General features: G+C 53.8%; 25 protein-coding genes, 1 pseudogene and 1 other annotated feature. Of the genes and pseudogenes, 15 read left to right on the top strand and 11 right to left on the bottom strand.

Annotation, left to right across the window (positions count from 1 at the left end):
- Complete coding sequence (locus EGY08_RS08320) at positions 1 to 315, top strand: glucose PTS transporter subunit EIIB (protein WP_123828397.1); 315 nt, start codon at positions 1 to 3, stop codon at positions 313 to 315.
- Between the two features lie 122 nt (positions 316 to 437).
- Here the strand turns inward: EGY08_RS08320 and EGY08_RS08315 are convergent, their stop codons facing one another.
- Complete coding sequence (locus tag EGY08_RS08315) at positions 438 to 1,709, bottom strand: maltoporin (protein WP_004129890.1); 1,272 nt, start codon at positions 1,707 to 1,709, stop codon at positions 438 to 440.
- Between the two features lie 268 nt (positions 1,710 to 1,977).
- Here EGY08_RS08315 and EGY08_RS08310 point away from each other — a divergent pair, with 268 nt between their 5' ends.
- The 3 genes from EGY08_RS08310 to ykgO all read left to right on the top strand — a co-directional run bounded on the left by EGY08_RS08310 (position 1,978) and on the right by ykgO (position 3,566).
- A complete protein-coding gene (locus EGY08_RS08310; RefSeq protein WP_004129892.1) occupies positions 1,978 to 3,051 on the top strand; it encodes a LacI family DNA-binding transcriptional regulator in 1,074 nt (357 codons plus the stop codon).
- A gap of 111 nt (positions 3,052 to 3,162) precedes the next feature.
- Positions 3,163 to 3,426, top strand: coding sequence for a type B 50S ribosomal protein L31 (locus EGY08_RS08305; protein ID WP_004129897.1), 264 nt, complete (start codon positions 3,163 to 3,165; stop codon positions 3,424 to 3,426).
- Positions 3,426 to 3,566, top strand: coding sequence for a type B 50S ribosomal protein L36 (gene ykgO / locus EGY08_RS08300; RefSeq protein ID WP_003859006.1), 141 nt, complete (start codon positions 3,426 to 3,428; stop codon positions 3,564 to 3,566). Before EGY08_RS08305 ends, ykgO begins: the two co-directional genes overlap by 1 nt.
- Here the strand turns inward: ykgO and EGY08_RS08295 are convergent.
- A complete protein-coding gene (locus EGY08_RS08295) occupies positions 3,563 to 4,261 on the bottom strand; it encodes a GNAT family N-acetyltransferase (protein ID WP_123828396.1) in 699 nt (232 codons plus the stop codon). The genes ykgO and EGY08_RS08295 overlap by 4 nt on opposite strands.
- A gap of 100 nt (positions 4,262 to 4,361) precedes the next feature.
- On the opposite strand from EGY08_RS08295, the gene EGY08_RS08290 reads away from it, so the two are divergent.
- Complete coding sequence (locus EGY08_RS08290) at positions 4,362 to 5,816, top strand: PLP-dependent aminotransferase family protein (RefSeq protein ID WP_123828395.1); 1,455 nt, start codon at positions 4,362 to 4,364, stop codon at positions 5,814 to 5,816.
- Here EGY08_RS08290 and EGY08_RS08285 read toward each other — a convergent pair.
- Complete coding sequence (locus tag EGY08_RS08285; RefSeq protein WP_004129906.1) at positions 5,791 to 6,261, bottom strand: YlaC family protein; 471 nt, start codon at positions 6,259 to 6,261, stop codon at positions 5,791 to 5,793. The two genes, EGY08_RS08290 and EGY08_RS08285, sit on opposite strands and share 26 nt — an antisense overlap.
- Before the next feature lie 20 nt (positions 6,262 to 6,281).
- Here EGY08_RS08285 and EGY08_RS31050 point away from each other — a divergent pair, with 20 nt between their 5' ends.
- Positions 6,282 to 6,416, top strand: a complete 135-nt coding sequence (locus EGY08_RS31050) for a hypothetical protein (protein WP_224326009.1) — start codon at positions 6,282 to 6,284, stop codon at positions 6,414 to 6,416.
- Here the strand turns inward: EGY08_RS31050 and maa are convergent.
- From maa to acrA, 5 genes are all read right to left on the bottom strand, one after another.
- On the bottom strand, positions 6,388 to 6,954 hold the full coding sequence (maa, locus tag EGY08_RS08280; protein ID WP_123828394.1) for a maltose O-acetyltransferase: 567 nt from the start codon (positions 6,952 to 6,954) through the stop codon (positions 6,388 to 6,390). The genes EGY08_RS31050 and maa overlap by 29 nt on opposite strands.
- A 161-nt stretch (positions 6,955 to 7,115) precedes the next feature.
- Entirely contained in the window at positions 7,116 to 7,334 is a 219-nt protein-coding gene (locus EGY08_RS08275) for an HHA domain-containing protein (protein ID WP_004099646.1), read from the bottom strand.
- A 26-nt stretch (positions 7,335 to 7,360) separates the two neighbouring features.
- The gene (tomB, locus tag EGY08_RS08270; protein ID WP_004129911.1) at positions 7,361 to 7,735 is read right to left on the bottom strand and encodes an Hha toxicity modulator TomB; all 375 of its coding nucleotides are present in this window, start codon (positions 7,733 to 7,735) and stop codon (positions 7,361 to 7,363) included.
- Between the two features lie 467 nt (positions 7,736 to 8,202).
- A complete protein-coding gene (gene acrB / locus EGY08_RS08265; protein WP_004129913.1) occupies positions 8,203 to 11,349 on the bottom strand; it encodes a multidrug efflux RND transporter permease subunit AcrB in 3,147 nt (1,048 codons plus the stop codon).
- Positions 11,350 to 11,371: 22 nt separating this feature from the next.
- Entirely contained in the window at positions 11,372 to 12,565 is a 1,194-nt protein-coding gene (acrA, locus tag EGY08_RS08260; protein WP_004129915.1) for a multidrug efflux RND transporter periplasmic adaptor subunit AcrA, read from the bottom strand.
- 142 nt (positions 12,566 to 12,707) lie between these two features.
- Between acrA and acrR the strand changes: the two genes are divergently transcribed.
- Both acrR and mscK read left to right on the top strand, forming a co-directional pair.
- Positions 12,708 to 13,358 (top strand): multidrug efflux transporter transcriptional repressor AcrR, encoded by a 651-nt coding sequence (acrR, locus tag EGY08_RS08255; protein ID WP_123828393.1) that lies wholly within the window; start codon positions 12,708 to 12,710, stop codon positions 13,356 to 13,358.
- A gap of 130 nt (positions 13,359 to 13,488) precedes the next feature.
- Positions 13,489 to 16,830 (top strand): mechanosensitive channel MscK, encoded by a 3,342-nt coding sequence (gene mscK, locus EGY08_RS08250; protein WP_123828392.1) that lies wholly within the window; start codon positions 13,489 to 13,491, stop codon positions 16,828 to 16,830.
- A gap of 36 nt (positions 16,831 to 16,866) precedes the next feature.
- Here mscK and EGY08_RS08245 read toward each other — a convergent pair.
- The 3 genes and pseudogenes from EGY08_RS08245 to priC form a co-directional block, all read right to left on the bottom strand.
- Positions 16,867 to 17,778, bottom strand: a pseudogene (locus tag EGY08_RS08245) (Rpn family recombination-promoting nuclease/putative transposase).
- Positions 17,779 to 17,844: 66 nt separating this feature from the next.
- On the bottom strand, positions 17,845 to 18,018 hold the full coding sequence (rsmS, locus tag EGY08_RS08240) for a pleiotropic regulatory protein RsmS (RefSeq protein ID WP_123828391.1): 174 nt from the start codon (positions 18,016 to 18,018) through the stop codon (positions 17,845 to 17,847).
- 14 nt (positions 18,019 to 18,032) lie between these two features.
- Entirely contained in the window at positions 18,033 to 18,560 is a 528-nt protein-coding gene (priC, locus tag EGY08_RS08235; RefSeq protein WP_123828390.1) for a primosomal replication protein N'', read from the bottom strand.
- Positions 18,561 to 18,629: 69 nt separating this feature from the next.
- On the opposite strand from priC, the gene EGY08_RS08230 reads away from it, so the two are divergent.
- The 7 genes from EGY08_RS08230 (at position 18,630) to adk (ending at position 25,516) form a co-directional block, all read left to right on the top strand.
- Positions 18,630 to 19,007 (top strand): DUF454 family protein, encoded by a 378-nt coding sequence (locus tag EGY08_RS08230; protein ID WP_004129932.1) that lies wholly within the window; start codon positions 18,630 to 18,632, stop codon positions 19,005 to 19,007.
- Positions 19,008 to 19,157: 150 nt separating this feature from the next.
- Positions 19,158 to 19,709: an adenine phosphoribosyltransferase gene (gene apt / locus EGY08_RS08225; RefSeq protein ID WP_123828389.1), complete on the top strand. Its 552-nt coding sequence runs from the start codon at positions 19,158 to 19,160 to the stop codon at positions 19,707 to 19,709.
- Positions 19,710 to 19,800: 91 nt separating this feature from the next.
- Positions 19,801 to 21,702 carry a DNA polymerase III subunit gamma/tau gene (gene dnaX / locus EGY08_RS08220; protein ID WP_123828388.1) on the top strand — a complete coding sequence of 634 codons (1,902 nt, stop codon included), beginning with the start codon at positions 19,801 to 19,803 and terminating at the stop codon, positions 21,700 to 21,702.
- Positions 21,035 to 21,099, top strand: a sequence feature (DnaX frameshifting element). Its footprint overlaps the gene before it by 65 nt.
- Before the next feature lie 57 nt (positions 21,703 to 21,759).
- On the top strand, positions 21,760 to 22,092 hold the full coding sequence (locus EGY08_RS08215; protein WP_004129943.1) for a YbaB/EbfC family nucleoid-associated protein: 333 nt from the start codon (positions 21,760 to 21,762) through the stop codon (positions 22,090 to 22,092).
- Entirely contained in the window at positions 22,092 to 22,697 is a 606-nt protein-coding gene (gene recR, locus EGY08_RS08210; protein ID WP_004129946.1) for a recombination mediator RecR, read from the top strand. Before EGY08_RS08215 ends, recR begins: the two co-directional genes overlap by 1 nt.
- 111 nt (positions 22,698 to 22,808) lie before the next feature.
- The gene (gene htpG, locus EGY08_RS08205) at positions 22,809 to 24,683 is read left to right on the top strand and encodes a molecular chaperone HtpG (RefSeq protein WP_004129949.1); all 1,875 of its coding nucleotides are present in this window, start codon (positions 22,809 to 22,811) and stop codon (positions 24,681 to 24,683) included.
- Positions 24,684 to 24,871: 188 nt separating this feature from the next.
- Positions 24,872 to 25,516, top strand: a complete 645-nt coding sequence (gene adk, locus EGY08_RS08200; RefSeq protein ID WP_004129951.1) for an adenylate kinase — start codon at positions 24,872 to 24,874, stop codon at positions 25,514 to 25,516.
- The last annotated feature ends 98 nt before the right edge of the window (positions 25,517 to 25,614 follow it).

Here is a 25,614-nt window from a genome sequence, read left to right as displayed (position 1 = left end):
ATGGTGAGTTTAAAATCCTTTCTGAATTACTTCTCCCAGTCGCGTCCGGCGGTAACGTTAAGCCCTAGGGAACAACAACAGATTGAACGTTTAATTCAGGCTTTCGGCGGCGAGGCGAATATTGTCAACGTTGACGCCTGTATCACCCGCTTACGCGTCACGGTGAATAATCTGTCGATTGTTGACTCTCAGGAGCTACAGCAGCAGGGAGCGCTTGGCGTTATTATCCTTGGGCAGCAGGTGCATGCTATTTTCGGTAAACAGTCGGATGCTTTGCGTCAATTACTTGACGAACACTTTGCCAGCCGTAAATAAAATAAAACGGGATAACGCAATAATGGGTTATCCCGAAAAGAAAACAAAGTATCAATGGCAATAATCATTACCGGAGGGTAATTAACGACCTTACAGCTGGAGATAAAACAGTTAAATGACGACTACCACCAGGCTTCGACCTGTACACCAAAGTTCCACGTGTTATTGGCTGTTTGATCTTCGAAAGGTTTACCATTTTCTGAGTCATTCAGATACGAAGCGAAAATACGCAGTTCCGGGCGAGACATAAAGTCAGGGCCATCGGCCAGGCCCAGCGCGATGGTATATTTCTCACCAGCCTGCTTATAGTCTGTATTGTTCTTGTAGCTATCTTTTTGGTAAAAACCGCCCACTTCGCCAATCAGGCGTACGTATTCCGTGAATTGATACTGTCCGCGAGCCACCAGCGACAGCATGCGCGTTTTATCCGTGTAATCGGTGATGTTGTCCGCGGATCCCCAGGTCAGAACGTGGTTAATAGAGAATTTTTCGGTAATCGGAATTAAACCGGTATTGATCACCCGATAGCCGGTGGCGTCATTGACGTAGTTCCACATGTCATACCAGCCGCCGCCCTGGGAAACCATGTTCTGCGCCAGCCCTTTGTTTGCGTACTGCAGCACCGTTTTGTTGTAACCGCCCAGCATATCCTGGCTGATTTCACCGGTTAGCATGACGCCGTTTTCTGCATCATACAGGCCGCCGTAGGAGTCCTGCTTTTTGGTGGTGTTAGGCATCGCATAGTCGATACCAAATTCGGTCCACGACCCGGTCCATGGCTTCCAGCCTGCGTAGCGCAGGTCAAGGTAGTTAATATTCACGTTGCTGTCGCCGTCGACGCGGTAGTCGACGTCATTCGCATCACCGCGGATCCAGGCAAATGAGACGGCGCCAGGGCCGAGGGTATAGTTTTCTATCCCGGCGCCGGATCCGGAAATGTTCCAGTATTTGGTATCAATGATGTGCAGATCGTGGCGCTGGTAGTAGCGTTTACCGCCCCAAATGACCGCGTTCGGATCGCCCGGGACCAGCCCTTTAATTTGCAGGTTGAGCTGGCGTAGGCCGAACTGCGCATCATCATCGAGCGTGGTTTCGTTATCGTTCGAACCGTCAGAAACCATGCTGACCATGCTATCGAGATAGAAGCTCACGTCATTCTTCTTGTAGACCTCCGAGCCCAACTCCAGCTCGCCGTAGGTATCGGACTCGTTACCCAGACGGCCAATTTTGTTTTTTTGCCATTCGGCCTGACCGCCGTCGCCGGAGACCCCAACCCCGGCGCGCATATAGCCATGAAAATCGATACCCGGAAGCGTGGCGGAAGCAGCAAACACGGATGGTGAAATCAGCGCAGCGGCCAACGCAGCGGAGAGTGTGCGCAGCGTAGTGTTCATGTCTATCCTCTTATTTTTTGTATTACGTTCACATAACCGGTGTTATAAAATCCCTAAACCAAAATACAGGCAATTGAATGATCGCTATAGTGTGATTAACTGCAAATAAATTAGCGGGTTTTGTTACAGGTGGTGAGTCTATTCACAATTTGTTGTATTGTGAGCGTAATACTTTTAATGTTGATTGTTGTTCGAGGAAGGCGGCAATGAGCGTTTTTTTACATTGCCCCTGTTACAATCCAGGGATAACAACATAAGGAACCGGACCATGAAGTCTAAAAGCGCGACCTTAGAAGACGTTGCTCGCCATGCGGGCGTCTCCTATCAGACCGTGTCCAGGGTACTCAACAAATCTGCTAATGTATCCAAAGCCACGCGCAGCAAGGTGGAGAAATCCATTGAGGAGCTGCGTTATGTCCCAAACCGCCTGGCGCAACAGCTGGTAGGCAAGCAAAGCCGTACCGTAGGTCTGGTTACGATCTCCCTCGCATTGCATGCGCCTTCTCAGGTGGCCGCGGCGGTTAAACGCTATGCGAATGTGGAAGGTTATCAGGTACTCATTTCAATGATCGATGAGAGCGTCAACCAAAGCATTCAAGATTCCATTAATGAACTTAAATCTCAGCTGGTGGATAAGGTCATCATCAACGTGCCTCTGGAGACTGATCAGGCTCAGAAAATTGCCGCTGATAACGATGATATCGTCTGTCTTTTTTTAGATGTCGATCCCTATAGCTCCGTGTTTAACGTTTCGTTTAATCCGGCAGACGGCACCCGAGCCAGCGTCAAATATCTCTATGAAATGGGGCATCGGGAGATAGCGCTGTTGGCCGGTCCGGAAAGCTCGGTATCGGCCAAATTGCGTTTGAAAAGCTGGATAGAAACCCTCGAAGGTTATGGGCTACAGCCGGTCACGGTGATTCGCGGTAACTGGGATGCGCAGAGCGGCTATGCCGGCGCGCTGCAAATGTTGCGAGAGACGCCAAACTTTACCGCCGTTTTGGTGGGGAACGATCAGATGGCGCTGGGCGTGCTTAGCGCGTTTCATCAGCATCAGGTACCGATCCCGGGGGAAAAGTCGGTTATTGGTTATGATGATACCTATGAAAGCTCGTTTTTTTACCCGGCGCTAACCACCGTTTCGCTGGATCTTGACTTACAAGGAAAAGAGGCCGTTCGGCGCCTACTCGATAGCGGCGATAACGAAACCTCCCATACTTCTTCAATTCTTCCGGCCCGTCTTGTCGTGCGCCACTCTACCGGGGCGAAAACGGAGCCCGGCAAAAACCTGCAGTCTATTGCCGAACAGCTCAGGGCCCTGGCGCATCAGCTGAGCCCTTAATCCGTAACGGGCGGCCTGCGCCGCCCATAATCCTTCTTATTCTCAGGGTTGATCTTTAGATTCGCACGGCGTACGATATTGTTATGTTATAACGTAATGATTGAGGTCGCTATGAAACCCAATATTCATCCGCATTATCGTACGGTGGTTTTTCACGACACCAGCGCTAACGAATTCTTTAAAGTCGGTTCAACGATCCGCACCGAGCGTGAGATTGAGCTGGATGGCGAGACGTATCCCTACGTCACGCTCGACGTCTCCTCCAAATCGCATCCGTATTACACCGGTAAACAGAAGGCCTTCAACAATGAAGGCAGCACCGCTCGTTTCCGCCAGCGCTTCGGCGGTTTTATTGATGCGAAAAGGAGCAAATAATGCAGGTACTCAACTCATTGCGTAGCGCGAAACAGCGCCATCCGGATTGCCAGATCGTGAAACGAAAAGGGCGGCTTTACGTTATCTGCAAAAGTAATCCCCGCTTTAAGGCCGTACAGGGTCGCAAGAAAAGACGTTAACGGAAGCTCTCCAGCGTCCGTAACTGCTGGCCATCGGCGCTAAAGTTGTCGGCGGCCAGCCATTGCCGCATTGCTCTATGAATCTGCGGCCACTCTGAATCGATAATCGAAAACCAGTCGGTATCGCGGTTGTGGCCCTTTATCACCAGCGCCTGACGAAAGCGTCCCTCATACTGAAATCCCAGCCGCAGCGCCGCCCGGCGTGAAGGCTCGTTCAGGCTGTTGCATTTCCACTCGTAGCGACGATAGCCGAGCGTATCAAATACGTAGTGCATCAGTAGCGAGTGGGCCTCGGTTGCCATCGCCGTCCGGCTCAACAGAGGCGAAAAGTGTACGTGGCCGACTTCAACAACGCCATTTTTGGCATCAATTCTCATCAACGCCAGTGAGCCAACGGGCTGGTCTGTCAGCTGATCTATCACGGCATAGTGAATGGGGTCGGCCTGCATGGCCACGCTCTCTATCCACGCGCGATATTCCTCGACGCTGTTATCCTGCTCACGCAGCAGCCACGTCCAGCTTCGGGTGTCCGGGGCTAAGCGATGGGCATCAAACAGCGCGCTGGCGTGCGTGGAGCGCAATGGCTCAAGCCGGCAAAGGCGACCTTGCAGATTCAATCTCTCGGGGTGCTGACGAGGCTGCCAGTCGGGCAGGGCAGCGCCAACGGGTTGATCGAATTGATTAAGATGGCTCATGGGGGGTTCCTTTGTGGGTGAATGCCATGAGATTAAGCCCTTATTGGTTCCATAAAAAGTGCCATAAGAGTATGTTTATATGGTGCCACGAGGAGCGGTGATGAATATTCCGGATGATGCTTTTTTTACTTTACTCGAGCAGGCCCTATGCGGTAGAGGAAGTGAAACCCTACAGCGAACCCTCTATCAGCAACTGCGCGAGGCTATTTTGCAGGGCACGCTGGCGGGCGATAGTCGTCTACCCGGTTCGCGCGCCATGGCGCAGCATCTGGGGCTTTCGCGCAATACCATCAACAGCGCGCTGGAGCAGCTGGCAATAGAAGGATATCTATTACGTAGTCGTCAGGGAACGTACGTCGCGCCCTTGAGGTCTCAGGGAGAAGAGGACATTGAGGCGCGCGTTATTGTGCTTCCTGAATATTTACAGGGATTGCCGGCAGCAATTCACCGGGATTCGCCCGCGTTGCTCTTTACGCCGGGAATGCCTGCGGTGAATTACTTTCAACTTTCCATCTGGCGTCGGCTGCTCGATCGGGTACTGCGCGAAGAGGGCAGCACATTACTGGGCTACGGCGATGCGCAGGGAGAGCTCGTACTACGAAAAGCCATTGCTCGCCACCTCGCGCTCTCCCGGGGGATCCGCGGCGAAGCCAGCCAGATAGTGATTACAGAAGGGGCGCTGGAAGGCGTCGATTTATGCACGCACCTGCTGAGCGTAGCCGGCGATACGGCATGGGTGGAAGAGCCCGGGTATCCGGGAGCAAAAAGCATATTTCTCAAATCAGGTCTTCATATAAAGGGTGTACCGGTTGATCGTGAAGGAATGCGTTTAGATACCTCTGCTGATAGCAAAGCGCCGCGATTGATCTTTACTTCACCTTCACATCAATACCCCTGCGGAGCCGTGATGAGCGCCGGGCGACGACTGGCGTTACTGGAATATGCCCGCCGGCATGATTCGTGGATTATCGAAGATGATTACGACAGCGAATTTCGCTATAGCGGTGAGCCCATTCCGGCCATGCTGGGGATGGCCAGGCAGGCGCCGGTGGTTTATCTGGGGACATTCAGCAAAACGCTATTTCCGGCGCTGCGCATTGGCTTTATGGTGATGCCTCCCGCGCTGGCGGAGGCTGCACGAGGCGTCATTGGTGCGCTATTACGCGGCGGGCACCGGGCTGAACAGAAGGCGCTGGCGTTGTTCATTGAAGAGGGGCACTACGCACGTCATTTGGCCGCGATGCGCCGTTTGTACCGCAAACGCCAGCAGCACCTGCGGGACGTCCTAGCTCAAGAACTTAACCATCCTTATGAACTCTTTGGCGGAGAGGGAGGCTTGCACCTGACCGTCGCTATCGACAACATGGATGACCAGGCGATTGTGCAGCAGGCCCGGCGCTTTCAGTTGGCGCCCGGGGCATTAAGCCGTTTTTATCTAGATGTAAAAACGGCGCGAAGCGGCTTGGTTCTGGGCTACGGAAATACGTCCGCCTCACATTTCATTGCTGCGGTACGGACGCTCAATCGTCTTATTGCGCAGAACCGACGCGAGTAAGAGAAAACACATCGTAAAATGAGAGGTCGCCTTTGGTGGCGATCATTTTTTGTAGCTGCGCCTTTTGCTCGCGATCGACGCGTGGCGATTGCAGAATACGCTCGAGAAGTTGTTCAGGGACAAACCGGGTGTTATACCATTCGCCGTTGTAGCAAACGCGGAAATCAAGAACGTCGATATCTTCATAACGATAGCGTGGATAGACGTCAAAGAAGAAGAAACCGTTTAGCAGAACAAATAAAACAATTAACAGCCAGACAGAATCCACCAGCGTTTCGGAACGAAGCATCACAATAAGCGTGGCCAGGAAAGCCGCGTACATGGCGACAAAAAGCCATGGGTGGTTGCGAATAAAGCTAATGCTAAAACGCGGACGGTTGTCGCGTTTCTCTTTCACATTAAGTTCATCAATGGTGCTCTTCAGCAGCCGCTGTATTTCTGTCATCTTATTCCCCAAATTCTGCCATGAGCCCGTATGCAGGCGTGACAAATCGGGCTCAGCCTGAGGGCTATTTTATGTTGCGTAAATCTATGGGGAAAGTAACAGATTGGTTGCAGAAAAGCATAACAGTTACCGTTTTTCGCTCTCCAGCATTTTGATAATCTGTGCCGGGTTTCCGCCGACGACGGCGTTGGCGGGCACATTTTTCACTACCACGGAACCCGAAGCCACCACGGCATTATCGCCGATAGCCACGCCAGGATTAATTACTGCCCGCCCGCCAATCCATACATTGTGCCCAATGGTGACGGATTTTCCGTACTCTTGACCACTATTGCGGTCGACGGGGTCAAGGGGATGCGTGGCGGTATAAATATGTACGCCCGGCGCCAGCATGCAGTTATCCCCAATATGAATCGGACAGACGTCCAGCATGACGCAATCAAAGTTCGCGTAGAAATTTTTGCCGAGGGAGATATTGTAGCCGTAGTCGCAGCGAAAGGTGGGTTCGATATACGCATCACTCGCGTGCCCAAGCAGTTCAGACAATAATGCTTTTCTTAATTCATGTTCTTCAGGCGCCGAATGGTTGTAGCGGTGCAACAGTTGCCTGGCCCGCAGGCGATCGGCTTTCAACGTGGCGTCACCTGCCAGATATAGTTCGCCGGCAATCATTTTTTGTTTCTCTTCACTCATGGACGCTTCCCTTATTTCCTTATCGTCAGGCCGCCATAGTATAAAAAGAAACCGGTTTCATCTTTGCATTAAGCCAACATCTGTGAGCACAGTCACACTTATTATCATCACCAAAGCGGGGTGTTTTCGACACGAGATGTATGACTTTCATTTGAAATAAACTAGCGGATAAATTTCCAGACTGAAGGTGGGATCTTGTCATACAGTTTATTCATCGTCAGCTCAGCAAGACGATGGTCGGCCGCTGAGTAAAATACCGCCAGTTCATTATCGGAAAGTTCATATTTATTTTTTTCAATTACGCGCTCCAGCGTATCAATTGTCTGACAGCGTCGTAAGCGCATCAAATAGTCTATTTTGGTTAATGTTTTATCAGACATAAATCCACCTTTTGATTGTAATAATACTAACAAGAAAGACTGGCCGGGTTTTCCCGACTGGCGTTGACAAAGCAGCGGAATAACCGATTGCCAGATTTGCGCCATTTCTGCAGATCCGCACTGTTAATGCCGTAGTTGCTGAACAAGACGAAAGTGTCATCCAGATATTCGTCAATCTGAGTAATCAGCTTATTATCCTCAGCATACTTAATTTTATAATTAAGCGCGAACGCGGCAATGTGCTCGATCAATTCATTAAGTTGAAGATTGACAGCCGAAGTTGGGTCATTAACCCAGCCGTGGTTGCTCTCTTCCAGGTTTGCAAGACAGTCATGATACAGGGTTTCGCAGAGAAATTTAAGCTGCGCAATATCATGTCTTTTTGGCGAGTATTCGTCCATAACGCATCCCCTTTTGAGTGGTTTAAACGACCGTTGTGGGATGAACACGACTAACAGACCTGACACATACATTGTAATCTTGCTGTTTAACTATAATCCACTCTTAAAAAGATTTCATCGTGCTATTACGAAAAATTACAATTATCAGCGTCCATTTATCTTCAATGCCTCGGTCTTTATTATATCGTGCCGTTAACCCGATCGGTAAAAATGAATACTGACCTTATATTTCATCAGGTTAGCCGCTGCGTTTTGCCGTTATACGAAGACAACCATACATAAAGTCAGTGATTGAGAATATTCTGAGTTAGGGTGAGCGGGAAGGAAAGTCGCAGAGAAAAACGGAGATAAGCACCACGACTCATCATTAAATATTATATCTCAGGTTATAAAACAAACAATAACAATCCGTGCGCTTTAAATCAGGGAAAAGAAAAGGGCCGCGTATGCGGCCCTGTGAAGAGAGATTAATGATGCTCAACCGGATGGCTGTGCTCAATATCCTCATTTTTCTTACTAAAGCGGCGACGGACTACCACGAAGAACACTGGCACGAAGAAAATCGCCAGAACCGTCGCGGTCACCATCCCGCCCATTACGCCAGTACCAACGGCGTTCTGCGCGCCGGAGCCTGCGCCGGAGCTGATAACCAGCGGCATGACCCCAAGGATGAACGCCAGCGAGGTCATCAGAATCGGACGCAGACGCATACGAACGGCTTCCAGCGTTGCTTCAATCAGACCTTTGCCCTCTTTATCCATCAGATCTTTGGCGAATTCAACGATTAGTATCGCGTTCTTCGCCGACAGGCCAATGGTCGTCAGCAGACCAACCTGGAAGTAAACGTCGTTGGTCAATCCGCGGAAGGTGGCAGCCAGCAGCGCACCCACAACCCCGAGTGGAACGACCAGCATTACCGAGAACGGAATCGACCAGCTTTCATACAGCGCAGCCAGACACAGGAAGACGACAATCAGCGAGATGGCGTACAGCGCAGGTGCCTGGTTGCCTGACAACCGTTCCTGATAAGACATGCCGGTCCAGTCATAGCCAATGCCTGCAGGCAGTTTACCCGCCAGCTCTTCCATCAGGTTCATCGCTTCACCGGTACTCTTACCCGGTGTCGCCTGGCCGAGGATTTCCATCGATGGCAGACCGTTGTAACGCTCCAGACGCGGTGAGCCGTATTCCCAGCGTGAAGTCGAGAAGGCGGAGAAGGGCACCATCTGTCCATCGCTACCGCGTACGTACCAGTTACCGATATCTTCCGGCAGCATACGGTATTTCGCTTCAGACATGATATACACTTTCTTCACACGACCGCGGTCAATGAAGTCGTTGACGTAGCTACCACCCCATGCTGCGCCAAGCGTCGTGTTAATATCGCTGATAGAAACGCCAAGAGCCTGCGCTTTTTCCTGATCGATATCCACTTTGAACTGCGGAGTATCTTCCAGACCGTTTGGACGAACGCCGCTTAAGACATCAGGATGCTGCGCAACCATACCAAAGAGCTGGTTACGAGCCTGAGTCAGTTTTTCATGGCCTAACCCTGCCTGGTCGATCAGCTGGAAGTCAAAGCCCGTTGCGGTACCCAGTTCAACAATTGCCGGCAGGTTAAAGGCGAACACCATTGCGTCTTTAATCTGTGAGAAATAGCCCATTGCGCGCCCGGTAATCGCTTCAACTTTGTTCTCTTCGCCTGGACGCTGACTCCAGTCCTTCAGAGAGACGAACGCGATGCCGGTGTTCTGCCCACGACCCGCGAAACCAAAGCCGTTAACGGCGAATACCGATTCAACGTTATTTTTCTCTTTGGTGAGATAGTAATCGGTCATCTCATCCAGAACCTTCTGGGTACGCTCCTGAGTTGCGCCCGCAGGCAGCTGCGCCATGCTCAGGAATACCCCCTGATCTTCGTCCGGCAGGAACGAGCTTGGCAGACGAACGAACAGCCAGGCCATGCCGACAACGATGATCAGGTACAGCACCAGATAACGACCGGTGCTGCGCAGGATGTTGCCTACGCTATCGGTGTAGTGATGCGTGCTCTTATCGAACATACGGTTAAACCAACCGAAGAAGCCGGTGGTTGCGCCATGGCTGCCTTTTTGGATGGGCTTCAGCATCGTGGCGCAGAGCGCCGGGGTCAGAATCAATGCCACCAGTACCGACAGCGCCATTGCGGAAACGATGGTGATCGAGAACTGACGGTAAATCGCACCGGTAGAACCGCCGAAGAAGGCCATCGGGATAAACACCGCGGAAAGCACCATCGCGATACCCACCAGCGCGCCCTGAATCTGGCCCATTGATTTACGCGTGGCTTCCTTCGGCGGTAGTCCTTCTTCGGCCATCACACGCTCGACGTTTTCCACCACCACGATGGCGTCATCCACGAGCAGGCCTATGGCGAGCACCATACCAAACATGGTGAGCGTGTTTATCGAGAAGCCGAACAGCGCGAGGATAGCGAACGTCCCCAGCAATACGACCGGCACGGCGATAGTCGGAATCAGCGTTGCGCGGAAGTTCTGCAGGAACAGATACATAACCAGGAACACCAGAATGATTGCTTCGATCAGCGTTTTCACCACTTCGTGAATGGAGATCTGCACGAATGGGGTGGTGTCATACGGATAAACAATCTTCAGGCCTGAAGGGAAGAAAGGCTCCATTTTCTTCAGTTCGGCACGAATGGCGTTGGCAGTATCCAGCGCGTTCGCGCCGGTTGCTAATTTAATACCCAGACCAGATGCGGGCTGACCATTAAACTTAGCGATAACGTCATAGTTTTCACCGCCCAGCTCAATCTTCGCGACGTCGCGCAGACGCACCTGGGAACCGTCCTGGTTGACCTTCAGCAGAATATTGCCGAACTCTTCAGTATTGGTTAAACGGGTCTGCGCCACGATGGAGGCGTTCAATTGCTGACCTTTCACCGGCGGCGTACCGCCTAACTGTCCTGCTGCAACCTGGGCGTTCTGCGCTTTCAGGGCGCTGATAACGTCAACCGGCGTCAGCTGGAAGTTATTAAGTTTGTTCGGATCCATCCAGATGCGCATGGCGTACTGGGAACCAAACAGCTGGACGTCACCGACGCCGCTGGTACGGCTAATCGCATCCTTCATGTTGGCGGCGACATAGTCAGAAATGTCATCCTGATTCATGGTGCCGTTGGTATTGATAACGCCGACAACCATCAGGAAGCTGCTGGAGGCCTTTTCAACGCTGATACCCTGCTGCTGAACTTCTTGCGGCAGCAGCGGTGTCGCCAGCGCCAGCTTGTTCTGCACCTGTACCTGGGCAATATCCGGATCGGTACCTGATTCAAAGGTTAGCGTAATGGTTGCTGTACCGGTGGAGTCGCCATTGGAAGACATGTACATCAGGTGATCGATACCGTTCATGTTCTGTTCGATAACCTGGGTCACGGTGTTCTGCACGGTTTCAGCATCGGCACCGGGGTACATGGCTGTAATGGAAATTGCCGGCGGCGCAATCGTTGGATATTGCGCTATCGGCAATTTGAGGATCGACAACCCCCCAGCCAGCATGATGATAATGGCGATCACCCACGCAAATATGGGGCGATCGATAAAGAAATTAGGCATGTCTTAACGGCTCCTGTTTAAGTTAAGACTTGGTTTGTTCTGACTGAGCGTTGCCTGCGGCTTGCTGTTTATCGTCAGAAACGACTTCCTGCGCTTTAACCTGTACGCCTGGTCTGACTTTCTGCAGACCGGTGATGATGACGCGATCGCCCGTTTTCAGCCCTTCGGTGACCAGCCATTTATCACCGATAGCCTGAGTGGCGGTAATCTGGCGAACTTCGACTTTATCACCTTCGCCGACAACCATAGCGCTGGCATCGCCACGTGGAGTGCGGGTTACGCCCTGCTGAGGAACCAGCAACGCATCAGGATTTACACCTTCTTCCAGACGTGCGCGGACGAACATGCCGGGCAGCAGAGTGTGATCCGGGTTCGGGAAAATAGCGCGCAGCGTAATAGAACCGGTTGTCTGGTCAACGGTGACGTCAGAGAACTCCAGCGTACCGTTCTGCGGGTATTTCAGACCGTCGTTGGTGACCAGTTCAACCTTCGCTTTACCGTTTTCCTGCTGCAGCTTGCCGTTGGCCAGCTCTTGTTTCAGACGCAGGAAATCGTTGCTCGATTGCGTCACGTCAACGTAGATAGGATCCAGCTGTTGCACGGTCGCCAGCGCGGTGGTTTGCCCGTTTTGCACCAGAGCGCCTTCCGTGACGGCGGATTTACCAATGCGGCCGGAGATTGGCGAGGTGACTTTGGTGTAGGCCAGATTAATGCGCGCGGTTTCAACTGCAGCTTTGGCGGCGACCACGGCGGCGTTGCTCTGCTGAGCCGTCGCCACGGCAGTATCGTAATCCTGTTGGCTAATGTACTTAGTGCCCAACAGTTTCTGATAACGTTTAACCGTCAACTGATCCATATTTGCTGCCGCCTGCGCTTTGGCTAAATCGCCTTTCGCGCTTTCATACGTGGCCTGATAGGTCGCCGGATCGATTTGATAAAGAGATACGCCTGCCTGGATATCGCTCCCTTCAGTGAAGTTACGTTTAAGAATAATGCCACTGACCTGAGGACGAACTTCCGCAACGCGATAAGCGCTGGTACGGCCTGGTAGTTCGGTAGTAATTTGTAGAGGAGCGGATTTGAGCGTCACAATACCGACTTCCGGCATTTGCTGGGCCCCTTGCTGAGCCGGTTTGTCGTCACATCCTGTTAGCGCTAAGCTGCCTGAGAGCATCAGAACGACCGCCAGAGGCGTTAACCCTCTGTTTTTGTTCATATGTAAACCTCGAGTGTCCAATTTCAAATTGTTCAGTGGCTCAATCGACCACAAACCCACTGCTGTGTTTCTATTATGGTCATGCTATGGTACATACATTCATAAATGTATGTAAACGTAACCTCTATAAACTCATCGACCTATGGCACGAAAAACCAAACAACTGGCGCTTGAGACCCGGCAACATATTCTGGATGTTGCTCTGCGTTTGTTTTCGCAGCAAGGGGTATCATCCACCTCGCTGGCCGCAATTGCAAAAGAGGCCGGTGTGACGAGGGGCGCTATCTATTGGCATTTCAAAAATAAATCAGATTTATTTAATGAAATATGGGTACTTTCAGAAGCCAACATCAACGATCTCGAAGTTGAGTATCGGGCAAAATTCCCCAACGATCCACTGTCAGTTGTCAGAGAGATCTTAGTGTATATCCTTGAAGCAACTGTGACAGAGGAACGCCGCCGCCTGATGATGGAAATCATCTTCCATAAATGTGAATTCGTCGGTGAGATGGTCACGTTGCAGGAAGCACAGCGAAGTTTATGCCTTGATAGCTACGATCGTATCGAACAAACATTAAAAGAGTGCATTACGGCGAAGATGCTGCCCGGGAATTTATTGACCCGCCGGGCGGCGATTTTAATGCGCAGCTACCTTTCTGGCCTGATGGAAAACTGGCTGCTGGCGCCCAACGCCTTCGATCTGCGAAAAGAAGCGCGGGCTTATGTCGAAACGCTGCTTGAAATGTATCAATTTTGTCCCTCCCTACGCGGTTGTGAAGAACGGGAAGCTTAAGTCTCCTTGCGGGCATCAGGAACATTTTTCCTGCTGTTCGCCGCTATTCGCGCGATAACAGAAGTGCTATTCTTCGCGCTGCGACGATCCCCGGTATTCTCCGGCTTTTGCAATCACTCATGTTAACACTATGCTGCATACTATCCGTTGGCGAAACGCCATATCCACTGTTGTTCTTACCCTGATGTTTTTTATCGGCTGTATTAGCGTTAACCCGGCGCTGGCGGCTGATTTACCTGAACGTTCTGAGGTCCAAAGCCAGCTCACGATGCTGAGTAAGCAAAAGGATCTGACCCCGCAGGACAAGCTGGTTCAGCAGGACCTGACCCAGACCCTTGAAACCCTCGATAAAATCGAACGCATTAAGACGGAAACGACGCAACTGCGTCAGCAGGTGACTCAGGCGCCAGCGAAAATGAATCAGGCTATCGATAGCCTCAACGCGCTAAGCGATGTACCCGATGATGAGGCGACGCGTAAAACGCTGAGCACGTTATCGTTACGTCAGCTGGAAGCGCGCGTCTCCCAGACGCTGGACGATTTGCAAAACGCGCAGAACGACCTGGCAACCTACAACAGCCAGCTCGTTTCTCTACAGACGCAGCCGGAACGCGTGCAGAATGCGATGTATTCCGCTTCGCAGCAGCTGCAGCAGATCCGTAATCGTCTGAATGGCACCTCGACGGGCGAGGAGACGCTGCGTCCTACCCAGCAGAATTTACTGCTGGCGCAGCAGGCTCTGCTGAATGCGCAGATAGACCAGCAGCGCAAAAGCCTGGAAGGCAACACGGTGCTGCAGGATACCCTGCAAAAGCAGCGTGATTACGTCACCGCCTACAGTAATCGCCTGGAACACCAGCTGCAGCTATTGCAGGAAGCGGTGAATAGCAAGCGCTTGACGCTGACGGAAAAGACGGCGCAGGAAGCCGTGTCCCCGGACGAAACGGCGCGTATTCAGGCCAACCCGCTGGTGAAGCAGGAGCTGGATATTAACCACCAGCTTAGCGAAAGGCTTATTTCAGCGACGGAAAATGGTAATCAGCTGGTTCAGCGCAATATCAAAGTGAAGACCTGGCTCGATCGCGCTTTGCAATCCGAGCGTGACATAAAAGAGCAGATCTCCGTGCTGAAAGGCAGCCTGCTGCTGTCGCGTATCCTTTATCAGCAGCAGCAAACGCTGCCCTCTGCGGAGGAGCTGAGCGATATGACGAACCGCATCGCTGACCTGCGCCTCGAGCAGTTTGAGGTTAACCAGCAGCGTGATGCGTTGTTCCAGAGCGATGCGTACGTCGCGAAGTTGGAGGAGGGGCATAGTAGCGAGGTGAATTCCGAGGTGCATGACGCGCTTCTCGAGATCGTTGATATGCGCCGTGAACTGCTCGATCAGTTTAACAAACAGCTGGGTAACCAGCTGATGATGGCGATTAACCTGCAGATCAACCAGCAGCAGTTAATGAGCGTGTCGACCAACCTGAAAGCCATTCTGACGCAGCAGATTTTTTGGGTAAACAGCAACCGTCCGATGGACTGGGAATGGGTTAAATCCTTCCCGGAAGCGCTGAAAGGGCAGTTTAAGGCGATGAAAATCACCGTAAACTGGGAAAAGGCCTGGCCTGCGGTATTTATCGCTTTCCTTGCCGGGCTGCCGCTGCTGTTGATCGCTGGGCTTATTCGCTGGCGTCTGCAGTGGCTTAAAGCGTATCAGGCGAAGCTGGCTTCACAGGTGGGGCAACTGCGCAATGATACTCAGCTCCACACGCCGAAAGCGATTCTTATCGATCTGATCCGCGCGCTGCCGGTGGTGCTGCTGATTCTGGCCATTGGTCTGATTCTGCTGACGATGCAGCTGAATATCAGCGATTTGCTGTGGGCCTACAGCAAGAAGCTGGCGCTGTTCTGGCTGGTGTTTGGCCTGTGCTGGAAGGTGCTGGAAAAAGACGGTGTGGCGGTGAGCCACTTTAATATGCCTTCGCAGTTGACCAGCCACTGGCGGCGGCAGATTGTCCGCGTAAGCCTTGCCCTGTTGCCGCTGAATTTCTGGTCCGTGATGTCGGAGCTGTCGCCGCTTCATCTGATGGATGACGTGCTCGGGCAGTTTGTGATTTTCCTCAACCTGCTGCTGATCGCGGTGCTTGTCCTGCCGATGTGCCGCGAGAGCTGGCGCGATAAAGAATCCCACAGCCTGCGCCTTATTACGGTCACCGTGCTATCGATTGTTCCTATCGCCCTGATGGTGCTGACGGCAACCGGCTACTTCTACACCACGCTGCGTCTTGCCGGCCGCTGGATTGAAACCGTTTATCTGGTGATGCTGTGGAACCTGCTCTATCAGACCGTTCTGCGCGGCCTGAGCGTGGCCGCCCGGCGTATTGCCTGGCGCCGTGCGCTGGCGCGCCGTCAGCATCTGGTTAAAGAGGGCGCTGAAGGGGCCGAACCCCAGGAAGAACCGACCATTGCCCTGGAGCAGGTTAACCAGCAAACGCTGCGTATTACGATGCTGGTGATGATTGCGCTGTTTGCCGTGCTTTTCTGGGCGATTTGGTCCGATCTGATCACCGTCTTCGCCTATCTCGACAGTATTACGCTGTGGCATTACAACGGTACGGAAGCCGGCGTCAGCGCCGTGAAAAGCGTCACCATGGGCAGCCTGCTGTTCGCGATTGTCGCGTCGATAGTCGCCTGGGCGTTAATTCGCAACCTGCCGGGCCTACTGGAAGTGCTGGTGCTATCGAGACTCAATATGCGCCAGGGGGCGTCGTATGCGATTACGACCATCCTTAATTACGCCATTATTGTTATTGGCGCGATGACGGTATTTGGCTCGTTGGGCGTCTCGTGGGACAAACTTCAGTGGCTGGCAGCCGCCCTGTCGGTTGGTTTAGGGTTTGGCCTACAGGAGATCTTCGGTAACTTTGTTTCCGGTTTGATTATTCTCTTTGAGCGCCCGGTGCGTATTGGCGATACGGTGACCATAGGCACCTTCTCCGGTACCGTCAGCAAAATCCGTATTCGCGCCACGACCATTACCGATTTTGACCGTAAAGAGGTCATTATCCCGAATAAGGCCTTCGTGACGGAACGCTTGATCAACTGGTCGCTATCCGACACCGTCACCCGCGTGGTCATCCGCCTTGGCGTGGCCTATGGTTCCGACCTGGATAAGGTTAAAGAAGTGCTGCTCCAGGCCGCGCATGAGCATCCGAAAGTCATGCAAGAGCCCGCGCCAGCGGTCTTCTTTACCACCTTCGGCGCCAGTACGCTCGATCATGAACTGCGCCTGTACGTGCGTGAACTTCGCGATCGCAGCTACGCGGTGGATGAGCTTAACCGCGCTATCGATCGTTTGTGTCGCGAGAACAGTATTGATATTGCCTTTAACCAGCTTGAAGTTCATCTGCGCAATGAGAAAGGCGATGAAGTCACAGAGGTGAAGCGTGATAAAGGCGGCGATGCCTCGCCGACGATGGGCTAAGCATAATGGGGCGGCGGGGATGCCGCCCCGCAGGTTTTAATGGCTGAGCGAGGAGAGTTCTTCCTGGCTCAGGCCGGTCAGCTCCATCACCATCTTTGGATCCAGCCCGCTGGCGAGCATTTTCAGGGCAATGCTGCGCGAGTTTTCTTTACGCCCCTCCAGCCTTCCTTATTTTCTACCTTTTTTACGACCTTTCTCTTCCAGCCATTCGGCAATCGTCACCATGAGCTCCTTGTGCCTGGGCGACTGCTTCGCCAGTTCGCGAATGAGTGGCCCGGGTTTTTCCGTGGATCCCGCCTGCAGCATATAGCGGATTAAGGTATTGATCTGATTTTCCGTCAGATATCCTTGCGCCAGTAGCGTAATCAGCATGGGTTGCAGTTCGGCCAGATCGCGCTGGCGGATATGCTTTTGCAACAGTTCCAGCATCGCCTTACGCTGGTGGCGGAGGATGTGATTATCTGGCATAACGGTCAGGTCCACCAGCGGAAAATCGCCGCCGTACAGCGCGCCGGCAAGCTCAGGATGGTCAAAAAGTTGGTGCTAGCTGCGCGTATGTGGCCAGGGGCTGACGGAGCCGTGATAAAACAGGATTGGGACCACCAGCGGCAGCGTCTCGTGGCCGGCGTCAAGGTGGCGCTGCATGGCCGCCAGCGTATAGCGCATCAGGCGAAAAGCCATCAGCTTATCCGGCGAGCTTTGGTGTTCAATCAGCGCGTAGATATACCCAGCCCCGTGCCTCGTTTGCAGGGAATAGAGAATGTCGGAGTAGCTGGATCGCAGGTCCTCTTCGATAAAGCTGCCGGACGCCAGCTGCAGCGTATTGAGATCGCAGATACTTAAAAACGGCGCGGGAAGGTTAAGCTGTAAAAAGTCGCGAGCGACCTCTTTCTGGGTCAGCATTTGACGGAAAATGGCATCGTGCGGCGTACGTGAGAATCTTTCCATGAGCATCTATCCGTTGTGGTAAAGGGCAGGCGATGACTCTGCCACCCCTACCGATCCGCCAACAGACTACTCAGGCGCGTTTTGCGAGGCTTCTTCCGCACTTTTTACTTTGTTTTCATAGTCACGACGGATAACTTCCAGCGCGGCTAGCACGGTTTGCGCAGGGACTTTATTTTCCTCAAGCAGCATAATTAAATCGACCGCCAGCTTGATCTCGTCAGGCGCATTTTCCAGCGACATACTTCTACCTCCAGTTAGCGTGTTAGGCGGGCCAGCCTGTTTTCAATTTTTTCCAGCGCATCGCGACAGCGGGCGAGGCGCCCGGTATAGGCTTCAACTTCCTTTGCCAGCCGTTGCTGGTCATCAAGGCTGATGGCTTGCGCCAGCCGTCTCTGGCGATCGTTGCGCATGGCCAGCAGGCGCCGTTCATACTCCTGATGCTGTATCCGTCGCCGCTGCCAGCGGCCAAGCGTTGGCGACGCGCTATCCCAGGCACGTAATGACCAGGTCGCCGTTTCCCGGCTAATTGCGGCGATTTGGGCCACAAGCTGTTCCGCCAGCCAGGCAACCTGCGCCAGCTGCTGGTGCTCGACCGCTTGTTTTAATTCCATAAAGCGACTTCTGGCTTCATCAAGATAAGCCTGCATCTGCGTGCTGCGGGTTCGGAACAACTGGCGATCGAAACGCGGGCTGAGGGTCGCGTGATTCGCCATCGGCGCTACCTGATCGGCCAGTTCCGCAAGCTGATTTTCCAGCGAATGTAAAAGCCGGGTGGTTTTCAAATAACTCCTCCATCCCCTGATAAGCAACTGTGCTACATTAGCGTTATCTTCTTGATAACGATTCGCATTATGCCACGTATTATTTTGATCATCATTGGCTGGCTGTCGGTGGCGTTGGGAACGCTGGGCGTTTTTTTACCGCTACTGCCGACGACGCCGTTTATCCTGCTTGCCGCCTGGTGTTTCGCCCGCTCGTCGCCGCGCTTTCACCACTGGCTATTGTACCGCTCATGGTTTGGCGGCTACCTGCGCCACTGGCAGCAATACCGTGCCATGCCGCCAGGCGCTAAGCCGCGGGCGGTGGTGATGATTTTACTGACCTTTGCTATTTCTCTATGGCTGGTTAATCTTACCTGGGTGCGCATCTTTCTGCTGATCGTTCTGGCCTGTCTGCTGATATTTATGTGGCGCATTCCGGTGGTTGATGCAAAGCAACAAAAGCACTGATGCGCAATAATGATGGTTGCAATTGTCGCTGACAGCCAGTAAATTCTGGCGTTTTCGAGCGCGGGTAAGCCTGGTCAAAGGTTAAACAAAAGTTTCCTTGGCCCATTTTGCATGTCCGCGAGTAATACCGTTTTAATCAGGCATAAACTTATGACCGCAACAGCACAGCAGCTTGAATATCTGAAGAACAGCATCCAAAGCATCCAGGACTACCCGAAACCTGGCATCCTTTTCCGTGATGTCACCAGCTTGCTGGAAGACCCAAAGGCCTATGCGCTCAGCATTGAACTGCTGGCCGAGCGTTATAAAGACGCGGGTATTACCAAAGTGGTGGGCACCGAGGCGCGCGGCTTTTTGTTTGGCGCACCGGTTGCGCTGGCGCTGGGTGTAGGCTTTGTTCCGGTACGCAAGCCGCGTAAGTTGCCGCGTGAAACTATCGCGGAAAGCTACGAGCTGGAGTACGGCACCGATCAGCTGGAAATCCATGTTGATGCCATTAAAGCAGGCGATAAGGTGCTGGTGGTTGACGATCTGCTGGCGACCGGCGGCACCATCGACGCCACCGTGAAGCTCATCCGTCGTCTGGGCGGTGAAGTGTATGACGCGGCCTTTATTATCAATCTGTTCGATCTGGGCGGCGAGCAGCGCCTGGAAAAACTGGGAATCAACTGCTATAGCCTGGTCCCTTTCCCGGGCCACTAAGCATTTCCCGCCACATAGCCTCGCTGATTGAGCGGGGCTGTGATAGCATGACCCCTCGTGATTTCACCTTCCAGCGTTTCAGAGCCAGCCCATGAGTTATCAGGTCTTAGCCCGTAAATGGCGCCCACAAACCTTTGCTGACGTCGTCGGCCAGGAACATGTGCTGACCGCACTGGCGAACGGCTTGTCGTTAGGGCGCATTCATCACGCATATCTTTTTTCCGGCACCCGCGGCGTGGGTAAAACCTCTATCGCGCGTCTGTTGGCAAAAGGATTAAACTGCGAAACCGGCATCACCGCCACGCCTTGCGGCGTCTGCGATAACTGCCGTGAAATAGAACAGGGGCGCTTTGTCGATCTGATCGAGATCGATGCCGCCTCGCGTACCAAAGTCGAAGATACCCGCGATCTGCTGGATAACGTTCAGTACGCGCCGGCCCGCGGCCGCTTCAAGGTCTATCTGATCGATGAAGTCCATATGCTTTCGCGCCACAGCTTCAACGCGTTGTTAAAAACGCTGGAGGAGCCGCCGGCGCACGTTAAATTCCTGCTGGCGACGACCGATCCGCAGAAGCTGCCCGTGACCATTCTTTCCCGCTGCCTGCAGTTTCATCTCAAGGCGCTGGACGTCGAACAGATTCGCCATCAGCTGGAGCATATTCTCGGCGCCGAGCAGATCGCGTTTGAACCGCGCGCGCTGCAGCTGCTGTCGCGCGCAGCGGACGGTAGCCTGCGCGATGCGTTAAGCCTGACCGATCAGGCCATTGCCAGCGGCGATGGTCGTCTGACGGCAGAATCCGTCAGCGCCATGCTCGGCACCCTTGACGACGATCAGGCGTTATCGCTGATTGAGGCGCTGGTGGCTGCCGACGGCGAGCGGGTTATGGCCGGTGTGAATGAGGCTGCCGCCCGCGGCGTAGAGTGGGAGGCCTTGCTGGTGGAGATGCAGAGCCTGTTGCACCGTATTGCGATGGTTCAGCTCTCGCCGTCGGCGCTGGGAACGGATATGGCCGCGATTGAGCTGCGCATGCGCGAGCTGGCGCGGACGGTGCCGCCAACCGATGTTCAGCTGTACTATCAAACGCTACTGATTGGCCGCAAAGAGCTCCCGTACGCCCCGGACAGACGAATGGGGGTTGAGATGACGCTTCTGCGTGCGCTGGCTTTCCATCCGCGTATGCCGTTACCGGAACCGGAGGCGCCGCCGGTGCCGGCCATTCAGGCCGCACCCGTCCAGCAGGCCGTTCCAGAATCCGCGCCGCCGCCGCCGAATTTGCCGCAGACCACTAGCCAGGTGCTGGCGGCCCGCAGCCAGCTGCAGCGTAGCCAGGGAGCGCCCACCCCAAAAAAGAGTGAACCGGCAGCCGCTTCTCGCGCGCGGCCGGTGAATAACGCTGCGCTGGAACGACTGAGTTCGATTACCGAGCGCGTACAGGCGCGTCCGGCTGCGGCTGCGCTGGAAAAAGCCCCGGCGAAAAAAGAAGCCTATCGCTGGAAATCAACGACGGTTGTTGAAACCGTAAAAGAAGAAGTGGCGACGCCAAAGGCGCTGAAAAAAGCGCTGGAGCATGAAAAAACGCCGGAACTGGCGGCGAAACTGGCAGTCGAAGCGGTCGAGCGCGATAGCTGGGCGGCGGAAGTCAGCCAGCTCGCGGTGCCAAAACTGGTGGAGCAGGTGGCCCTTAACGCCTGGAAAGAGCAGGAGGACAATCGCGTCTGCCTGCATCTGCGTCCGAGCCAGCGTCACCTGAATTCGGCGGGTGCGCAGCAAAAGCTGGCGGAAGCGCTCGGCATTTTGTACGGTACGCCGGTTGAATTGACCATCGTGGAAGATGATAATCCCGCGATGCGAACGCCGCTTGAGTGGCGGCAGGCAATTTATGAAGAAAAGCTCGCGCAGGCGCGTGAAGCGATTATTGCGGATAATAACATTCAGACCCTGCGTCGATTCTTCGATGCGGACCTGGATGAAGAGAGTATTCGCCCCATTTGATTGCAAGTCTGACTTGCGGTCAGCATCCTTAACGATGACTTACTGAGAGAGAAGCCTATGTTTGGTGGAAAAGGCGGTCTGGGTAACCTGATGAAGCAGGCCCAGCAGATGCAAGAAAAAATGCAGCAGATGCAGGAAGAAGTGGCCCGTCTGGAAGTGACCGGTGAGTCCGGCGCTGGGCTGGTAAAAGTCACCATCAACGGCGCGCACAACTGCCGTCGCGTTGAGATCGACCCGAGCCTGCTGGAAGACGACAAAGACATGCTGGAAGATCTGGTGGCCGCCGCGTTTAACGACGCCGCCCGCCGCATCGAAGAAACGCAGAAAGAAAAAATGGCGTCCGTGTCCGCCGGTATGCAGCTGCCGCCAGGCTTTAAGATGCCGTTCTGATGCAGACCAGTCCGCTGTTAACGCAGCTTATGGAAGCACTGCGCTGCCTGCCGGGCGTCGGCCCGAAGTCGGCGCAGCGCATGGCGTTTACCCTGCTGCAGCGTGACCGCAGCGGCGGGATGCGCCTGGCGCAGGCGCTAACGCGCGCGATGTCGGAAATCGGCCACTGCGCCGATTGCCGCACCTTCACCGAGCAGGAGGTGTGCAATATTTGCAGCAACCCTCGGCGCAAGGAAAACGGCCAGATTTGCGTGGTAGAGAGCCCAGCGGATATCTACGCTATCGAGCAGACCGGGCAGTTTTCCGGTCGCTACTTTGTGCTGATGGGCCACCTGTCGCCGCTTGACGGGATTGGGCCGGATGACATTGGGCTCGATCGTCTGGAACAGCGTCTGCGTGACGAATCGATGCAGGAAGTGATCCTTGCGACCAACCCAACGGTGGAAGGAGAGGCGACGGCGAATTATATCGCCGAGCTCTGCGCGCAGTATGGCGTAGACGCGAGCCGTATCGCCCATGGCGTTCCGGTTGGCGGCGAGCTGGAAATGGTTGACGGCACGACGCTGTCCCACTCTCTAGCCGGGCGGCATAAGATTCGTTTTTAATCAAACGGAGGCGCTTTTCGGGGCCTCCGCTTGAAAACCTCTCCCTCTGTCCCCATCTCACCCTCAACGGTTTTTTTACCATTAACAATGGCATTGTTGAGGTTGATTTAGATGAAAGGACAAGAAACTCGTGGTTTTCAGTCAGAGGTCAAACAGCTTCTGCACCTGATGATCCATTCTCTTTACTCCAATAAAGAAATTTTCCTGCGTGAGCTGATTTCCAACGCCTCCGATGCGGCCGACAAGCTGCGCTTCCGCGCGCTGTCCCAGCCGGATCTGTACGAAGGCGACGGCGAACTGCGCGTGCGTGTTTCATTTGATAAAGACAACCGCACCCTGACCATCGCCGATAACGGTATTGGTATGAACCGCGATGAAGTCATCGACCATCTCGGCACCATCGCGAAGTCCGGCACCAAGGCGTTCCTTGAGTCCATGGGCTCTGACCAGGCGAAAGATAGCCAGCTGATTGGTCAGTTCGGCGTAGGTTTCTACTCGGCGTTTATTGTCGCCGATAAAGTCACCGTCCGTACCCGCGCGGCGGGCGACAGCGCCGAAAACGGCGTATTCTGGGAATCCGCTGGCGAAGGCGAATATACCGTTGCCGACATTAACAAAGCCGATCGCGGTACCGAGATCACGCTGCACCTGCGCGAAGGCGAGGATGATTTCCTCAACGACTGGCGCGTGCGTTCGATCATCAGTAAATACTCCGATCACATCGCGCTGCCGGTAGAAATTGAAAAACGCGAAGAAGTGGACGGCGAAACCGTGATCTCCTGGGAGAAAATTAACAAAGCCCAGGCGCTGTGGACGCGCAATAAGTCGGAAATCAAAGACGACGAGTACAACGAGTTCTATAAGCATATTGCCCACGATTACAGCGATCCGCTGACCTGGAGCCACAACCGCGTTGAAGGTAAGCAGGAGTACACCAGCCTGCTGTATATCCCGTCGCAGGCGCCGTGGGATATGTGGAATCGCGATCATAAACACGGCCTGAAGCTGTACGTGCAGCGCGTCTTCATCATGGATGACGCCGAGCAGTTTATGCCCAACTATCTGCGCTTCGTTCGCGGCCTGGTCGACTCCAACGATCTGCCGCTGAACGTGTCGCGTGAAATTCTCCAGGACAGCAGCGTCACCCGCAATCTGCGCACCGCGCTGAGCAAGCGCGCCCTGCAGATGCTGGAAAAACTGGCGAAAGACGACGCGGAAAAATATCAGACCTTCTGGCAGCAGTTTGGCCTCGTGCTGAAAGAAGGCCCAGCGGAAGATCAGGCTAACCAGCAGGCCATCGCCAAACTGCTGCGCTTCGCCAGTACCTATACCGACTCCGCCGCGCAGACCGTGTCGCTGGAAGAGTACGTCTCCCGCATGAAAGAAGGGCAGGAGAAGATTTACTACATTACCGCCGACAGCTACGCCGCTGCGAAGAGCAGCCCGCATCTGGAACTGCTGCGTAAGAAAGGCATTGAAGTGCTGCTGCTTTCCGATCGCATCGACGAGTGGATGATGAGCTATCTGACCGAGTTCGACGGCAAACCGTTCCAGTCGGTGGCGAAAGCCGATGAGTCGCTGGATAAGCTGACGGACGAAGTGGATGAAACCACTAAAGAAGCCGAGAAGGCGCTGGAGCCGTTCGTTGAGCGTGCCAAAACCCTGCTCGGCGACCGGGTGAAAGAGGTTCGTCTGACCCATCGTCTGACCGATACGCCGGCCATCGTCACCACCGACGCGGATGAAATGAGCACCCAGATGGCGAAACTGTTTGCCGCTGCGGGCCAGGCCGCGCCGGAAGTGAAGTACATCTTTGAGCTGAACCCGCTGCATCCGCTGGTAAAACGCGCGGCGGATACTCAGGACGATACGCAGTTCGGCGAGTGGGTTGAGCTGCTTCTCGATCAGGCGCTGCTGGCCGAGCGCGGTACGCTGGAAGATCCGAACCAGTTTATCCGCCGTATGAACCAGCTGCTGGCGTCGTAATCTTTACCCTCACCCTCACTCTCTCCCGGCAGGAGAGGGCCGGGGTGAGGGTATCAAACCGCACGCTACGTAAAATATCTCACCATTAACCGTTTCAGCCGCCCCGCCTTCCTTGAGCCATCCGCGTTCTGGTGGTATGGTTTAGCGTTTTTTGAAAAATTGAATCAACTTTTGAGGGGATTTTCGTAATGCGTATTATTCTGCTTGGCGCTCCGGGCGCGGGTAAAGGAACTCAGGCTCAGTTCATCATGGAGAAATACGGTATTCCGCAAATCTCCACCGGCGACATGCTGCGTGCCGCGGTGAAGTCAGGCTCCGAGCTGGGCAAACAGGCGAAAGATATTATGGACGCCGGTAAGCTGGTCACCGACGAACTGGTTATCGCCCTAGTTAAAGAGCGTATTACTCAGGAAGATTGCCGCAATGGTTTCCTGCTGGACGGCTTCCCGCGCACCATTCCGCAGGCTGACGCCATGAAAGAAGCGGGCATCACCGTGGATTACGTGCTGGAATTCGACGTTCCTGACGAACTGATCGTTGACCGCATTATCGGCCGTCGCGTTCACGCAGCTTCCGGCCGCGTTTATCACATTAAATTTAATCCGCCGAAAGTTGAAGGCAAAGACGACGTGACCGGCGAAGAGCTGACCACCCGTAAAGACGATCAGGAAGAGACCGTGCGTAAGCGTCTGGTTGAATACCATCAGATGACGGCGCCGCTGATCGGCTACTATCAGAAAGAAGCAGAAGCGGGCAACACCCAATACGCGAAAGTCGATGGCACCAAAGCGGTGGCCGACGTTCGCGCTGAACTGGAAAAAATCCTCGGTTAATTCCGTTAGTTCTCATCCCGTCGCGGCGGGATGAGAACTCCTCTCATTTTACCTTTTTCTATGATTGGTTCCGTTTAGCGCCATTTCAGCTACAATTG

Origin of the sequence: Klebsiella sp. FDAARGOS_511 (assembly GCF_003812845.1) — a bacterium.
GTDB lineage: Bacteria > Pseudomonadota > Gammaproteobacteria > Enterobacterales > Enterobacteriaceae > Klebsiella > Klebsiella grimontii.
This window is presented reverse-complemented; position numbering and strand designations above follow the sequence as displayed.

Excerpts from the sequence above, each read along its gene's own strand:
- EGY08_RS08320 (WP_123828397.1), top strand. The coding sequence starts at position 1 with ATGGTGAGTTTAAAATCCTTTCTGAATTACTTCTCCCAGTCGCGTCCG.
- EGY08_RS08315 (WP_004129890.1), bottom strand. The coding sequence starts at position 1,709 with ATGAACACTACGCTGCGCACACTCTCCGCTGCGTTGGCCGCTGCGCTG.
- EGY08_RS08310 (WP_004129892.1), top strand. The coding sequence starts at position 1,978 with ATGAAGTCTAAAAGCGCGACCTTAGAAGACGTTGCTCGCCATGCGGGC.
- EGY08_RS08305 (WP_004129897.1), top strand. The coding sequence starts at position 3,163 with ATGAAACCCAATATTCATCCGCATTATCGTACGGTGGTTTTTCACGAC.
- ykgO (WP_003859006.1), top strand. The coding sequence starts at position 3,426 with ATGCAGGTACTCAACTCATTGCGTAGCGCGAAACAGCGCCATCCGGAT.
- EGY08_RS08295 (WP_123828396.1), bottom strand. The coding sequence starts at position 4,261 with ATGAGCCATCTTAATCAATTCGATCAACCCGTTGGCGCTGCCCTGCCC.
- EGY08_RS08290 (WP_123828395.1), top strand. The coding sequence starts at position 4,362 with ATGAATATTCCGGATGATGCTTTTTTTACTTTACTCGAGCAGGCCCTA.
- EGY08_RS08285 (WP_004129906.1), bottom strand. The coding sequence starts at position 6,261 with ATGACAGAAATACAGCGGCTGCTGAAGAGCACCATTGATGAACTTAAT.
- EGY08_RS31050 (WP_224326009.1), top strand. The coding sequence starts at position 6,282 with ATGAGCCCGTATGCAGGCGTGACAAATCGGGCTCAGCCTGAGGGCTAT.
- maa (WP_123828394.1), bottom strand. The coding sequence starts at position 6,954 with ATGAGTGAAGAGAAACAAAAAATGATTGCCGGCGAACTATATCTGGCA.
- EGY08_RS08275 (WP_004099646.1), bottom strand. The coding sequence starts at position 7,334 with ATGTCTGATAAAACATTAACCAAAATAGACTATTTGATGCGCTTACGA.
- tomB (WP_004129911.1), bottom strand. The coding sequence starts at position 7,735 with ATGGACGAATACTCGCCAAAAAGACATGATATTGCGCAGCTTAAATTT.
- acrB (WP_004129913.1), bottom strand. The coding sequence starts at position 11,349 with ATGCCTAATTTCTTTATCGATCGCCCCATATTTGCGTGGGTGATCGCC.
- acrA (WP_004129915.1), bottom strand. The coding sequence starts at position 12,565 with ATGAACAAAAACAGAGGGTTAACGCCTCTGGCGGTCGTTCTGATGCTC.
- acrR (WP_123828393.1), top strand. The coding sequence starts at position 12,708 with ATGGCACGAAAAACCAAACAACTGGCGCTTGAGACCCGGCAACATATT.
- mscK (WP_123828392.1), top strand. The coding sequence starts at position 13,489 with ATGCTGCATACTATCCGTTGGCGAAACGCCATATCCACTGTTGTTCTT.
- rsmS (WP_123828391.1), bottom strand. The coding sequence starts at position 18,018 with ATGTCGCTGGAAAATGCGCCTGACGAGATCAAGCTGGCGGTCGATTTA.
- EGY08_RS08230 (WP_004129932.1), top strand. The coding sequence starts at position 18,630 with ATGCCACGTATTATTTTGATCATCATTGGCTGGCTGTCGGTGGCGTTG.
- apt (WP_123828389.1), top strand. The coding sequence starts at position 19,158 with ATGACCGCAACAGCACAGCAGCTTGAATATCTGAAGAACAGCATCCAA.
- dnaX (WP_123828388.1), top strand. The coding sequence starts at position 19,801 with ATGAGTTATCAGGTCTTAGCCCGTAAATGGCGCCCACAAACCTTTGCT.
- EGY08_RS08215 (WP_004129943.1), top strand. The coding sequence starts at position 21,760 with ATGTTTGGTGGAAAAGGCGGTCTGGGTAACCTGATGAAGCAGGCCCAG.
- recR (WP_004129946.1), top strand. The coding sequence starts at position 22,092 with ATGCAGACCAGTCCGCTGTTAACGCAGCTTATGGAAGCACTGCGCTGC.
- htpG (WP_004129949.1), top strand. The coding sequence starts at position 22,809 with ATGAAAGGACAAGAAACTCGTGGTTTTCAGTCAGAGGTCAAACAGCTT.
- adk (WP_004129951.1), top strand. The coding sequence starts at position 24,872 with ATGCGTATTATTCTGCTTGGCGCTCCGGGCGCGGGTAAAGGAACTCAG.